This window comes from Paenibacillus sp. D2_2, assembly GCF_031199965.1.
GTDB lineage: Bacteria > Bacillota > Bacilli > Paenibacillales > Paenibacillaceae > Fontibacillus.
In genome coordinates this window covers 5,609,884-5,624,295 of record NZ_CP133605.1, presented here as the reverse complement: position 1 = coordinate 5,624,295, position 14,412 = coordinate 5,609,884, and the positions used below count along the sequence as shown (strand labels likewise).

Annotated in this window: 7 protein-coding genes and 4 pseudogenes; 6 read left to right on the top strand and 5 right to left on the bottom strand. The window is 48.2% G+C overall.

The annotated features are described in order from the left end of the window. Window positions 1-46 precede the first annotated feature (46 nt). The 5 genes and pseudogenes from yycF (at window position 47) to RE628_RS28715 (ending at window position 5,514) form a co-directional block, all read left to right on the top strand. Window positions 47-759, top strand: a pseudogene (gene yycF, locus RE628_RS28735) (response regulator YycF). After that, a pseudogene (walK, locus tag RE628_RS28730) lies at window positions 760-2,567 on the top strand (cell wall metabolism sensor histidine kinase WalK); the annotation flags it as partial. Between the two features lie 10 nt (window positions 2,568-2,577). Then, complete coding sequence (locus tag RE628_RS28725; protein ID WP_309156754.1) at window positions 2,578-3,747, top strand: YycH family regulatory protein; 1,170 nt, start codon at window positions 2,578-2,580, stop codon at window positions 3,745-3,747. A gap of 204 nt (window positions 3,748-3,951) precedes the next feature. Continuing rightward, complete coding sequence (gene yycI / locus RE628_RS28720; RefSeq protein WP_309156753.1) at window positions 3,952-4,701, top strand: two-component system regulatory protein YycI; 750 nt, start codon at window positions 3,952-3,954, stop codon at window positions 4,699-4,701. A gap of 7 nt (window positions 4,702-4,708) precedes the next feature. After that, window positions 4,709-5,514 (top strand): annotated as a pseudogene (locus tag RE628_RS28715) (MBL fold metallo-hydrolase). Here the strand turns inward: RE628_RS28715 and RE628_RS28710 are convergent. Then, the gene (locus tag RE628_RS28710) at window positions 5,483-5,692 is read right to left on the bottom strand and encodes a hypothetical protein (protein WP_309156752.1); all 210 of its coding nucleotides are present in this window, start codon (window positions 5,690-5,692) and stop codon (window positions 5,483-5,485) included. The pseudogene RE628_RS28715 and the gene RE628_RS28710 overlap by 32 nt on opposite strands. Window positions 5,693-6,135: 443 nt before the next feature. Here RE628_RS28710 and RE628_RS28705 point away from each other — a divergent pair. Then, a pseudogene (locus RE628_RS28705) lies at window positions 6,136-7,397 on the top strand (S1C family serine protease). A gap of 140 nt (window positions 7,398-7,537) precedes the next feature. Here the strand turns inward: RE628_RS28705 and RE628_RS28700 are convergent. The 4 genes from RE628_RS28700 to RE628_RS28685 are packed head-to-tail and all read right to left on the bottom strand — an operon-like array spanning window position 7,538 to window position 14,271. Next, complete coding sequence (locus tag RE628_RS28700; RefSeq protein WP_309156751.1) at window positions 7,538-9,103, bottom strand: sensor domain-containing diguanylate cyclase; 1,566 nt, start codon at window positions 9,101-9,103, stop codon at window positions 7,538-7,540. Next, window positions 9,063-10,829: an S-layer homology domain-containing protein gene (locus RE628_RS28695; RefSeq protein ID WP_309156750.1), complete on the bottom strand. Its 1,767-nt coding sequence runs from the start codon at window positions 10,827-10,829 to the stop codon at window positions 9,063-9,065. Before RE628_RS28695 ends, RE628_RS28700 begins: the two co-directional genes overlap by 41 nt. Next, window positions 10,826-13,216, bottom strand: coding sequence for an SGBP N-terminal domain-containing protein (locus RE628_RS28690; protein WP_309156748.1), 2,391 nt, complete (start codon window positions 13,214-13,216; stop codon window positions 10,826-10,828). Before RE628_RS28690 ends, RE628_RS28695 begins: the two co-directional genes overlap by 4 nt. Window positions 13,217-13,230: 14 nt before the next feature. Beyond that, a complete protein-coding gene (locus RE628_RS28685; protein WP_309156746.1) occupies window positions 13,231-14,271 on the bottom strand; it encodes an NHL domain-containing protein in 1,041 nt (346 codons plus the stop codon). Window positions 14,272-14,412 lie beyond the last annotated feature (141 nt).

Here is a 14,412-nt window from a genome sequence, read left to right as displayed (position 1 = left end):
ATAATAAGAGATTGGTCAAGCCAGAAGGTATGGGGTGAATGATGCTATGCAAGGGAAAATTCTCGTAGTTGATGACGAACAGCCGATTGCGGATATTCTAAAATTTAATCTGGAGAAGAAGGGTATGAGGTTATACTCGCTTTCGATGGTATCACTGCTGTTGAGCTTGCGTTCTCGGAGCAACCCGATCTGATTCTGCTTGACCTGATGCTGCCTGGTAAGGACGGGATGGATGTCTGCAAGGAGGTCCGGGCCAAGCTGGAAACTCCGATCATCATGCTGACTGCTAAGGACGGAGAAATTGATAAAGTGCTGGGCCTTGAGCTTGGCGCGGATGATTATGTGACCAAGCCCTTCGGTACGCGGGAGCTGCTAGCCCGGGTAAAGGTACAAATGCGCCGGCAGCAGAAACCAGCTGCGTTAGAAGAGCCGGATGAACGGCAGGGAGTCAGCTTGTTCGAATTGTTTATTGATACGAATATGTACACGGTATATAAGAATGGGGAGCCTCTTGATCTGACGCATCGAGAGTTCGAGCTACTCTATTATTTGGTGAGGAATACAGGCAAGGTGATGACCCGTGAACATCTACTGCAAGCGGTATGGGGATATGAATACTTCGGTGATGTGCGGACTGTGGACGTGACGATCCGCCGATTACGGGAGAAGATCGAGAAGGATCCGAGCAAGCCGGAATATATATTGACACGGCGCGGGCTGGGGTATATGATGCGCAGTTCCAAGGTGGGTGGTTTTTAGATGCGGTTGCCCGCTTTCTTTCGGACGCTCCAAGTAAAGCTGATCATTATTTATGTGCTGTTGATCTTGATTGCCATGCAGCTGATCGGGGTTTATTTTGTGAGCGCAATGAAGACCTCGTTAACCAGCAATTTTACGAAGGAATTGCAGGAGCGGGCGGAGTTACTCTCCGTACTGGCGGCACAGAATTTGGGCGTTGTCGGGGAGTCGGCGGAAGAGTCGATGGAAAATCTGCGTGTATTGGTCAATAACCTGTTCACGATCAATGGAGCGGAGATTCAGGTGCTCGATGCCAGTGGCAAAGTACTGACGACCTCTAAGCCGTCGCATGCTGATTATGTCGGCACAAAGAACACACAGACGGTGGTCAGCCGTGCACTACAGGGTATCCGTGACAATGAGGAGTATATTATCGATGATGACAACATCCGCAAGAAGGTCGTAGCCAAGCCCGTAGTCAGCGACGGCAAGATCGTTGGAGCGATCTATATCGCTGCCTCGATGAGCGAGTTATATGCGACGATGGAGCGGATTAACAATATTTTTATATCCGGAATATTGCTGGCACTGGGACTGACAGCCGTACTGGGAGTCATTCTCGCGCATACGATCACTGCGCCGATCAAGGAACTGACGCGGCGTGCGACGGCTGTGGCGGAGGACGGTTCCACCAGAAGATGCCCGAATTCGGTAGTGATGAGATTGGCCAGCTCAGCAAGGCGTTCAATTACATGACGAGCAGGCTGAGTGATGCACTCGCTCAGAACGAAGAGGAGAAGGAAAAGTTGGCTTCGATTTTGACCAATATGAGCGATGGTGTTATCGCCACGGATGAGAATAATAAGGTGATTCTCATGAACAGACGTGCAAGCGAGATGCTTATGGTTGATGAAGAGCTGGCAGGCAATATGGATATTATGGAGCTGCTTCATCTTACAGAGGAAGAGCAGGCCATTCTGGCTCAGGGAACAATGCATTCTACTTTGTTGGAGAATGAGACTTTTGAGGGCGATGAGTTCATGATTCGAGTGACTTTCACGCCGATTCATCGCCGCGAGATCGGGATTGTCGGTACGATTGCGGTGTTACAGGACGTGACCGAGCAGGAGAAGCTGGAAGCATCACGTCGTGAATTCGTAGCCAACGTGTCTCATGAGCTGCGTACACCGCTAACAACGATCAAGAGCTATACGGAGGCGCTGGAGGATGGCGCTATGCAGGATGCGGAGCTTGGTCCAAAGTTCGCTTCGGTAATCCAGAACCAGACGGAACGGATGATCCGGCTCGTTACGGATCTGCTGCATTTATCGCGGCTCGATTCGAAGGAGGCTGAACTGCGCAAGCGTCCGATGAATGTGATGGATATGTTGGAGGAAGTTGCTGACCGTTTCTCGTTCCAGATGCAGGAGAAGGGGATTAAGCCTAACTTGAGTGCAGACAACGGTGTAGGCACTGTATGGATTGACCGAGATCAGATCGACCAGGTATTGGACAATCTGATCTCTAATGCACTCAAGTATACGCCGGAGGGCGGGACGCTCTCTCTTGAAGCAAGGGACATGCATGATGGAATGCTGGCCATATCCGTACAAGATAACGGGATGGGGATTCCGAAGAAGGATCAGGAGCGAATCTTCGAGCGTTTCTATCGGGTAGACAAGGCCCGTTCAAGAAATATGGGCGGTACAGGCCTCGGTTTGTCCATTGCCCGGGAAATTGTTAAAGCGCATGGTGGAACGATCTGGCTGCAATCGGAGCTGGGCAAAGGGACGAAAGTGACCTTCACACTGCCGCTGCAGGAACAAGGGGCAGGATGCCATGAGGGAAAATATAAAATCACTGGCACTTGTTTTGCTTGTTGTCTGCAGTTTGATCCAGAGTTATTTCTTAATTTATCGTCTACCGGGCAGCGATCCGGTTGTGAAGACGGCAAATGATTATGTGAAGACCGAGAATATGGGGACGGAATTGGAAGCCGATGAACTGCTCTATCCTTCACAGATTACCGTTCATTTGGGCAATAATCGCCATACGGTCTTTTATCCAGAATCGACATTCTATAACCTGATCTACTCTCGGTTGAAGGGTCGGCAGTTCGACGGGTTCCAACGTTATCCCGTACAGAACATCAATTGGTCGGAAATTCGCGGCGATCAGGTCGGGCTTGAACTGGATTTCGGCAAAGGAGTTCCGGTGGAGCTTCTGCAGAAGGTGATGCAGATTGCCAAAGATCCGCTGTTCGAAGGTGAGAGCATAAGCCGGCTCTTGATTTACAGCACCGAGACGGAGGATCAGGTAAGAGTATTCTTCTTCAGTTCACGGGGTGATGTCGTCTATGAAGCGACCAAGGCCGATTTGACGGTACAGGACGTGAAGCAACAGGCTGATTTCGGCAAGGATTGGATCTCTTATACGATGGAGAAAGGATATTACATTCCGGAGCAGCCGATTGAAATGGTCGAGACGACACTGCCCGTAGGATTGTTCTCTACAGAGCAGATGCAGAGCAGTCTGTTCTTTGATCCAAGTATTACCCGCTATATTCGCGAGAAGGATGGATCGGAGATTTATACGGACGGTAGGCGGAGCTTGCAGGTGCGTCAGGGCCGTAATTGGATCAATTATACGGACCCTGCAGCGGCGGCTGTAGCTGGTGAGAGCAGTCCAGGTCGGAATGCGCTGTCTGCTGTCGATTTCGTCAATCAACATGGAGGCTGGAACGGGAAATATCGGTTGGATCAGAATGAAGGGGCCAGCATGGAATCACAGTCGGTTGTTTTCCAGCAGTATTATGGTTCTGGACAGTATGGCGCGTTCCCAATCATTGATCAATCGACCTTCCGCTACGGCGTTATCTCGCTTGAACTTCGCCAAGGGACAATTATGGGTTATGAGCGGTCACTGATCTATTCGATCGGGGAGGGCTCGGATAAGAAGGTTGTACAGCTAGCAGGCGGGAAGAACTGCGGAAGAAGCTTGAACTGTTAAGCCGAGAATCCGTTATCAAGCGCTTGTATCCTGCTTATCTCCCTTCGCTTGGTGAGGAGGGGCTCAAGTTGACACCGATGTGGGTTGCTGAGTTGCAGAACGGGGCCACGAGAATTCTGCCATAAGGGCTAAAGTGTCGTGAGAAAACCAATCTACAGCTTAATGATTTAATGTACGTGTGGAGATTGGAAAGGAGGCTGAAGGATGGATTGGAGCCGTGCGAAGAATGTGTTGATCTATGCTTTTTTGCTGCTAAATCTGGTACTTGGTTATCAGCTATGGAATGATCTGCAGGAGCAGGCGGATTCCAATCTGGACTTCACTTCACTGGAGAGCAACATTCAGAAGGCGATGGATGAGAAGGGGATCAAGATTCTGGCGAAAATTCCGGGAGATACGCCTGCGTTGCCGAAGATCTCTTATCGCTTTTTAGACGGGGATCAGAACGACCGGATGATTGATCTAGAGTCTCCTGTAGATAGCAAGCTGATCTTTACGAGTAAGGAATTGGTTAACGCATTGAAGGGAAGTATCCCCGATATCGGGGAATACCGGTATGATGAAGCGGCCAGCCGGGCTGGAGAATTCATACTGCACCCTCTGGTCGATGGTAAATGGCCACTATTCAAGATTAATCTTACGCTTTATTACAGCGAGCAGAAAATTATATCGTATACACAACCTAAGATTGAGATCAGCGATCCGGGGGATGAGAAGGAGCAACGGGTATTATCCGCTTCTAAAGCTCTTGGTAATTTGATCGAGAACTTCCTTCCGGATGGTGCGGTCGTTACAGAGATAGAGCTTGGTTATTATGGCGAGGTGTTCAATTCGGATGCCCACCTTCCTGCATCGCCGGCTTGGCGGTTTATTCTGGAGAGCGGCAAAGAGTATTACGTGCAGGGAATCAGCGGGGACGTCATCAGTCCGAATACAGAGAAAGCGAAGGAGTAATGGGGAAATGGGTCTACGATTTTCAGTATTATCAAGCGGATCAACGGGGAATGCGACACTGGTTGCTAATGGAGAGACGACATTGATGATCGATGCCGGATTTAGCGCAAAGCGTATTGATGAGCTGCTGGGGAACGTGGGGTCTCTGGTGAAGAGATCCAGGGAATCCTGGTAACGCATGAGCATTCGGATCATATTAAAGGACTTGGAGCGGTTGCGAGGAAATATAACCTCCCCATCTATGCAAATGAGAAGACTTGGGGAGCGATGGAGAAGGCAGTCGGCAAGATTGCCGAAGAGAACCGTCGAATCCTCGGGACGGGTGAGACTCGGGATTTCGGTTCACTTAGGGTGGAATCCTTCGGCATTTCACATGACGCCGCTGAGCCTGTAGCTTACTGCTTCTATGACGGTAAGGAGAAGCTAAGCGTATGTACGGATCTAGGCTATGCCAGCGATAAAGTGAAAATGTCGATAGCCGATTCCGATGTCATTGTGCTGGAAGCGAATCATGATATCGAGATGCTGCGTATGGGACGATATCCGTGGAATATCAAACGGCGTATTCTCGGCGATATGGGTCATTTGTCCAATGAAGCGACAGGCGAATTGATGAGCGAGATTCTGAGCGGAAGGATCAAGCGGATCTATCTTGCTCATTTGAGCCGTGAGCATAACATACCGGATCTGGCTAGAATGTCGGTGCGGGGCGCCATGGAGGACCGCGGCTGCTTCTATAAGGACAGCGAATTTAAATTATGCGACACTTATTTTGATCGACCTACACCGTGGGATACGGTGGCTGACTTATAAAAGAATTCAGCTCGACTGCTTTTGCCTCAATTTCGGCCCGGGTAATCATCCCTTTCTCGATTAATAGTTCTATTATTGCGCTGAGCGTTACCAGTTGATGGTAATGCTCTTCTTTTATGTCGGCTAACTTGGCCAGCATATGGACTTCTTGTAATGGAGAGAAGGAATTGGAATTCATAGGCGTATTGCTCCTTTAGAGATATTTGTATATCAGATTAAATTGGTAGCAGTAGTAGAGAACAGAAAAAAGTTATTTTGTAAGCGATTACTAGCGAAATTTCCCTGATTGGAAAATACTATAGTCCCATCCGGTATAGCTTAGGATATGATAGAATAAAACTATAGGCTAGATTCTATAAAACTATCGCTTAGAAGTAGTGTAGTCCAGATTTGGGACAAACATTCCTGATCAGCCCAAAAAGATTAGAAATTGGCTTCAGGAGATGAAACTTATAGGTCGATGTTGACGTCAAATAAATTGGTAATTGTGTGGTCATATGGCTTTGCTGTACCGGCATACAGTTTGAAGGGGAACTTACGACTCTGATGGGATTGACCAGCCGAAGAACTGGATGAGAAATATACATATACCTAGGGCAGAGTCATGGAGGGGGAGACTTGATGGGATTGTTCGATGATGATTTTTACTCCACAAAGATATCTAGACGGCATTTGCGTAGATCACCGAAACAGGAGCAAGGCTGGAGGGCGCCGAAGCAAAGGAAGAAGGGCTTATCCACCTGGCAAGTCTCATTGATCTCCTCTTTGCTTAGCGCAACCTTTGTAGTGATGCTGTTTAGTGTTTTTTTCGGCTTTCACCCCGTGAAGACCCCTGTGGATTTAATCAATACGGTTAGTACTGGCGAGGATCCAAGCGATCCGTTCAACCGGATTAGCATAGCAGCCGCTAAAGTGGCTCCGAGTGTGGTAAGCATTCTGAATCATAACGAATTCAGTAGAAAATTTAATGAGGATGCAGCACTGGGGTCCGGGTGATCTTCAAGCAAGAAGACGGCAAGGCTTATATTATTACGAATAGTCATGTGATTAGCGGGGCGGATGATCTAGAGGTCGTGTCCAGCGACGGTGTGTCGCGAGAGGCGGAGATTGTTGGTCAGGATTCCATTAATGATATAGCTGTGCTGAGTATAGATGCCAAAGGGATTAGCTCAGTGATTGATCTTGGCGATTCCGATAAACTGCGGGCCGGTGAGACGGTCATTGCCGTCGGAAATCCGCTCGGACTTGGGGGGACATTGACGTCGGGGATCATTAGTTATACGAGCCGTCTGATTCCCATATCGCTTAACCAGGATGGGGTCTATGATTGGGAACAGAAAGTTATTCAGATCGATGCTGCGATCAATGAGGGCAACAGCGGTGGTGCATTGGTGGATTTAAAGGGCCGTCTGATTGGGATTAATACGATGAAGATTTCCGATACGGGCGTGGAAGGTCTCGGTTTTGCTATTCCGGTAAATGATGTGATGAAGACGGTGGACGGTATTATGCAGTATGGCAAGGTTATCCGTCCATATCTCGGGGTATATACGCTAGATCTTGATAATCCTTATGCTCCAATTGATGCTGAACAGCGCAAGCAGTTGAAGTTACCGCAGAATATTACGTCTGGGGTCATCGTACTAGAAGCGCATGGTCCAGGTAAATTAGCGGGATTGCAGCTCAACGACGTTATCGTGCAACTGGATAAAGAACCCGTCGCTTCGACACGGGAACTTCGCAAGTATTTGTACGACCAGAAGAAGGTCGGAGATACGCTAGAGATCACTTTTTATCGCGATGGCAAGCTGCAGACATTTAACTGTAAGCTGACGGATAAGCCGTCCGATTCAGAGATCGAATCCGGGCTTGGTGATAGATAATAAGTATACTCAGCCGCGTATAGCAGCGGCTAACATATAGGCGCATGAAGCTGTTCTATCAGCTCATGCGCCTTATTATTTTCTCAATATGATCATGTCTGCTCTACATTGGAATCGATATAGAGGAGGGCTGTACGCCGTTAACGGCTTTTCTTCATTTGATACATAGCTTTATCAGCTATGTTGATTAGGGTTTGTCCATCAGTACCGTCAGCAGGGTAATAGCTTACACCGATACTCATTCCAACAGATGTTTCTCCGAAGAATTTTTTCATATATTGAGTAAGGGCAAGTTGCATCTCGCTTATTATCGCCTGAATTTGGTATTCTGATGGCGAATGACGGGCATACATTATAAATTCATCCCCGCCCATTCTTGCAGCCATTCCGTATGGAGTAGCTTTATCACCAATAATGCGGGCTGCTTGTATTAGCACTTCATCCCCGGCCAAATGTCCCCAATTATCGTTTAACCACTTCATTTGATCAAGATCGATAAGCAGCAGAGCCAGTGTTTCGTTGCTCTGCTGCGCTTCCGATAGGGCCTCGTTTAATTTCTTATGAAATAATCTCCGATTCGGAATTCGAGTAAGCGGGTCATGAAAGGCCAGAAATTGAATTTCTTCCTGATACTTCTTCTGCATCGTAATATTCCGGAGAATCAAGAGGACATGCAACTCATTATCCACTGATACATAGTCTCCATCGATTTGTAGAAGGGGTTGTTTGTTTTCTAACAGGAGCTTAGTTTCATAATGATAGATTACCTTCCTGTCATGTATTTGTTCCTTGATCCGATCACTTAATAGATTGAAAATAGGGGTCGAACTTATCGTATGTGCCCCCAATAAGTTAATTGCTCCAGAGTTGGCCTCCTTAATCTTTCCTTCAAGATCGATAAGTACGATCGGATCGGGGTTCAGATGGAATAGCTTCTCATACCGTTTATCGTAATAGCTAAGGAAGTCATGCCTATGCATCGTATGGCGCAAAAGGTAACACCATATAATTCCATTATATATGTAGGGATATGGAGGCATATTCCCGCCGTAGTTGATATAGCCCAATACGCAATTCAAGATTATAGAAGCTATAATTCCGATAATTAATAAATGGTAGATCGACTTTTGCTCATCCGTATCTGCCCTCTGCTTGGCAATAAATAGAGGAATGAGAAATAGAATTTCTGTTATGACGGCGATCGTCAACGTCAGGTAATATCTTGTGTTATAGACGGGCAACTTCCACATGCCTAACTCATAAAATTGCTGTGCCGAGATCAATTCCGCACCTGTTACAAAGCTAACGATGATAAGGAGCAGTGGTAGATAGAATATATAAGGATAAACAATCCTTGGCATGCTCGCTTCCAAGCGAGTCAATTTGAACAGAAAATGAAAGCAGAGACCAGGAATTAATATTCCTGTGCTGCTAAACCAGACGGAAGAGAGCAACCGGCTATATTCGATACTGACCTGGTTCCTAACATATTCTTCGGCGAAAAGAAGAAGGTAGCATAGGCAGATAAGGCATAGCAGCACATTCTCTGTTTTTCTCTTGTTGCGTAGTAACACATCCGTTGCCATATATGTGAAGAATAGAATGGGCAAACCGTGTGTTATTAGTAGAACAAGCTCGTCCTTTAGACCCACAACATCACCATTTTTATTTCGTTTGTTCTTCCCCGCCTTCCGGACGAGCGACATAGCGATGATCTAGTGAAGCTTCTTCGATCTCATTCAATGCCCAATGATCGTCCGCAACGTCTGACCAAGATTTGAACGTTGTTCCGTAGAGAGGCCCGCGTTTAATTACTCTGTTGATTATCGCCACAGCCTCGGCCCGTGTTAACGCTTTGTCTGGCTGGAAGCTGCCATTCGGATAACCGGTCATGTACCCAGCCTGGTTCACTTGAGCAATAACCTGCTCCGCCCAGTGACCTTGCACATCTGTAAAGCTCTGATCTGGTGTTCCGTTTAGTTGCATCCATCTTGCCAAGATAGCCGCCATTTCTGCCCGTGTAATCACTCCATCGGGATTAAAGCTGCCATCCGGATATCCTTTCATCAGCCCGGTCTGACTCGCTTGAGCAATAACGTCATTGGCCCAATGCTTCTGAGATACATCAGGGTAAGAAATATCGGCTTTCGCTTGCGGAGCTTCAAGTATGCGAGACAGGATCGCAGCTATCTCTGCTCTAGTAAGCGAGTTTGCAGGCTTGAAGGTGTGATCCGGATATCCGTTGATATAGGCTTTATGTGATCCATTGGCGTCTGTTTGCCCCGCAGCTATATACTTGGACCAATTGTCCATATTAAGAATCGTAAATGTACTGAATTTCTCAATCGTAAAGGTTAAGCCCAGTCTTCCATCCGGGTAATCGCCCAGAACCGATCGAACGAGAGCTTTCTCTCCGTCGCTATGCTCAATGAAAATGACCAGGTTCTCCAAAAACGTTTCTTTGTCCTTCGCATCCTGCGGGAGCAGCGAACGATCTATCGGCAGTGTAATTTGAACTTTATGACTGCTCATATTCGTCTCGATGGTCATCGGACGGCCTACAATTTTTACGCTGCCATCGCCTAACGCTTCTCGAACGACTTGCTCTTTCTTCGCTCTCTCTTCCACTTGCTTGCGCTCGGTTTCTTGTTTAATAGGCACAATGTGAAAATAAAGATCAGAATTCATATCTTGCAAGGAACCGTTCGGAATCGTGATGATACCGTTGTCCGTATCAATTTGTAGAGCCAACCCGCTGTCCGCTATCGTTCGAATGGCCTGAGAAGGCAAATCTACGCGAACTTCCTTCACCTCATTTTTGGTGTCGGGAATGAGGATACGCACCGTATCGGCGCCTGCAGCTTTTGTTTTGTCTATAGCTTCTTTCGCTTTCTCTGGCAAAAGGGTTACGTGGTCGCTCTTCGTTCCATCCGAATTGGTGGTGCGTTCGATTATGGTTTTATACACGCCCCCTTTGTCGCCTGCAGTTACATCGACTGTTATGATTTCTGTCGTAGTTGTATGAGTTGGAGACGATGATCCGGACGATCCGCTGCCGGAAGCCGCTTGACGCGTCACCATTACGGTGTAGGTTTGAGTCGTTATCCCGTCCTCAGCTGTAACGATGATTGTGATCATGTTTGTCCCAACTGCCAGCGGGATCACTTGGCTAGCTGCTCCGCTATGGACAAGCTGTCCATTCACGACAACGCTGGCGTGAGCATGAGATGTGGTAGGCGTAACCGTAACGCTGGACGTTGCATTGCTTACGGTTGCGGCGTAATCTGTCCCGTAAGCTATGAACTTAGGCGTAAGGCTTCCGGCGGACAGCGTAAGATGGCTCAAATCTGCATCGCTGGAAGGATCTCCGATTGTGACGGTCACGACGTAATCGGCCGTGCTTCCGTTAGCTGCCGTTACCGTATAGGTCACTGGGGTAGAAAGTCTTGCGCCTCGCCGCTTGCCGGAGACAAGGTTGCTCCCGTATGAATAATTGTTGGCGACAGATTTGTAAGGTCCGTTCCATAAGGAACTATGATCGTAATGGTTCTTGCATCTTCGTATACTGTTCCCGTTACGGTTGGATTAAAGCTGTCAAAGCGAAATCCGGTTATTTCTTTAGCCGTATTCAAAGCGACCGTAAAATTCAACTGGTACGTCTTGGTCGTCGTTCCATCCTCTGCGGTAACGACGATCATCGTTGTGCCCGGCAGATCCGTAGCTGGGGCAACAACGGCATTCGCTTTCCCCTTATCGTGAACCGTTACATCTACGATCGGTACCTCGGTCGTTCCGTACGGCAATACGACATCATAAGTAGTCGTATCCGAAGCAAAGTCGTTAATAGTTATTCCATCAACCGTTAGATTACTTAAGTCGGCGTTGGTAGATGGATCCCCGATCGTGACAGTTACAACATAGTTTGCCGTGCTTCCGTCAGCTGCCGTTACCGTGTAGGTCACCGGGCTGGAGAAGTCTTGCGTTACGCCGTTTTCCGGAGATAAGGTGGCCCCCGTATGAACGATTGTCGGAGAGATATTTGTAACGTCCGTTCCGTATGGAACTGTAACCGCAACGGTTTTCGTAGCCTCGTCAACCGTTCCCTCTACGGTTGGACTCAAGCCGTCGAAGACGAAACCAGTTATAGCTTTAGCTGGATTGAGCGCTAGCGTAAAGTTCACGTGATACGTCTTGGTCGTCGTTCCATCCTCCGCGGTGACGACGATCGTCGTTGTACCCGGCAAGCTGACGGCTGGAGTGACGACGGCGCTCGCATCTTCGGCTTCGGAAGCGGCAGTCACTGTCGGCGCTTCTATCGTGCCAAAGGGCAATTCCACATCATACTCCAGCGTATCCTTAGCAAATCCGGCTATAGTGGCGCCGTTCACCGCAAGATCGTGCAAGTCGGCATGATCGGCAGGGAATAATTTGATACGGTAGTCGATTCTTTTCTCTTCGGCTAAACCCGAGACTTGAACTTTGAACCGATACTGGCCGCCGTTCACCGCCGCAGGAATCGTGACATTGACAACTGCCGAATTGTTTGCGATCGAACCTGTACCCTTAACATCTGCAACAGCATTACCTTTGCCATCCACGAGTTGAACGGTGACAGCTGATCCGTCTACCACTCCGAACGTATTGACGGTTACGGCAACGCTCTGCGCATTCCCCGTTATGTGCGAGGTAATACTAGCGCTCGCTTTGGCTATTGTCTGCTGGACAACCTTGCGAACCCGATTGTTATCGCGATCTGCAATATAGATTTCGCCCTTGCTTGTGACGAAAATACCTGTCGGACTGTTCAATTTCGCAGTCAACGCTGAAGTACCTTCTCCGCTGAAGCCTGCCTCGCCGTTGCCGGCTACGGTCATGATTGAACCATTTAGATCCACTCTGCGAATCGCGTGATTGCCTGTGTCCGTGATATAGAGATTGTCATATTTGTCAAAAGCCAAATCCCAAGGGCTGCTCAACTGAGCCGAAGAAGCCTGACCGCCGTCTCCGTTGTACCCTTGTTCGCCACTCCCGGCGAAGGTTGTGATGATTCCCGTCGCTTTCGCCACTTTCCGAACTACATGGTTGCCCGTATCGGCAATATATACGTTCCCCTGGCTGTCGACAGCCACTCCGCGAGGAGCATTCAATTGCGCTCCCGCCCTGCTCCCGCCGTCGCCTGTATATCCTGCCGTCCCGTTGCCGGCATAAGTCATTATATTGCTCGTATTACCTGTTACTTTGCGAATGCGGTTATTGACCGTATCCGCAATATAATAATCCTGCGAAGACGATGTAGGGTCAATGGCCATTCCGGAAGGCGAGTTCAACTGCCCAGCCATGCTATATCCGCCGTCTCCGCTAAAGCCCGAAGTACCGTTCCCGGCGCCATAACTTGAGGTCATCATGGCGCCATAAGCTACCGGGACGGTAGAACGAACCCGATGATTAAGAGAATCGGCAATATATAAAGATCCAACGCCTCGGACGGCCAGTCCGCTCGGACGATTGAAATGAGAGGCTCTTGCGTACGTCACCTGGGTGTCCCCTTGAATTTCTGTTCCTGCATATTGAATCATTCTTCCATTCGTCGCATAAACCTCCATGACCCGATGATTCCCCGGATCCGATATGTAGAGGTTATTATTGGCATCGACAACTACATCCTCGGGATGATCCAGCTGTGCCGAAGTTGCCGGACCAATCCCTTGTATATCCATAGTACCTTGTCCCGCCAATGTAACGATCTGACCATCCGTGGTCAATTTTCGAATCTTCTGGGCATCTTCAAAATATAGATTGCCTTCCGAATCGAAATTCACGAAAGTCGGATAATCTAAGTCCCTGGTCGACGCAGGTCCATCGTCCTTATTGACGGGTGGATAAGTTCCCTACCTACGACTGTATTTATTTTTCCAGCAGCATCCAAACGGTATATTTTCCTAGAAAAAGTCGTGGTTATGTAAATTTCATTCGTCCCAGGTTTGATATCCAATCCCATTGGCGGGGCAAACGCCACCGAGGCGGCTGTGGCTCCGTTGTTTGGGTCGCCCAATGACCCATTACCTATTACGTTCCATATTTTCCCTGATGCATCTACCTTTTGGAGGAGATTCGCATTTGTACCGAAATAGATATTTCCAACCTTATCTATCTTAATAGATACAGGGCTCAATAGTTTGGCAGACAGGGCGTCGATATTATTCGGAACCCAGTCGGCAGTGCCTTGCGCCGGTTGAGTTCCATTCCCTGCGACGGTCGTAACGTTGCCGTTCTTATCGATTTTCCGGATACGATAGTTGGAGTAATCCGCAATGTACAAATTTCCGTTTGTATCTGCATCAATCGCATAAGGACTATTGAATTGCGCATTCGCAGCCGGGCCGTCCGCAAACCCAGCAGTTCCTGTTCCGGCGATCTTGGTTAAGATTCCGGTATCCAAATCAACCATTTTAATCGTGTTGCTTCCTTGATCTGCAATGTACAGCTTGTGGCCAAGCAGCACAATCCCTCTTGGACTATAGAGCTGACCTGCCGTGGCCGCTCCACCCATTCCGTCACTGCCGGGGATACTATTGCCTGCGACCGTTGTTACTTGACCATTCGGCGCAAGCTTGCGAACTCTGTGGGAACTGAATTCGGCAAAGTATATATTGCCAGCCGAATCGAGAGCTATGCCCTGGGGGCCAGCCATATACAAATCTAGCCCTTTCTCACCATTTCCAGCCACCCCCGTTCCGGCAACCGTAGAAATCGTGTAGTTGTCCCGAATATCAAGAGATGCCGCCTGAGCGACCGGATTGGCAAATACGTTGATAAATAATTGCAGCATTAAGCTGAAAATCAGAAATCCTTTGAAAAACTTCGTTCTCATCATGTCCTCCTTCTAGAGATAGATATGTGGTAACTAAATCATTTTCTTTCCCTATTCGCCTCTGTTCGACATTATACTTATCGAATTTGAACCGAATTTGAACATAACAAAAAGGCCTCCCGTCCTGTAGTCGGGAGAGCCGCT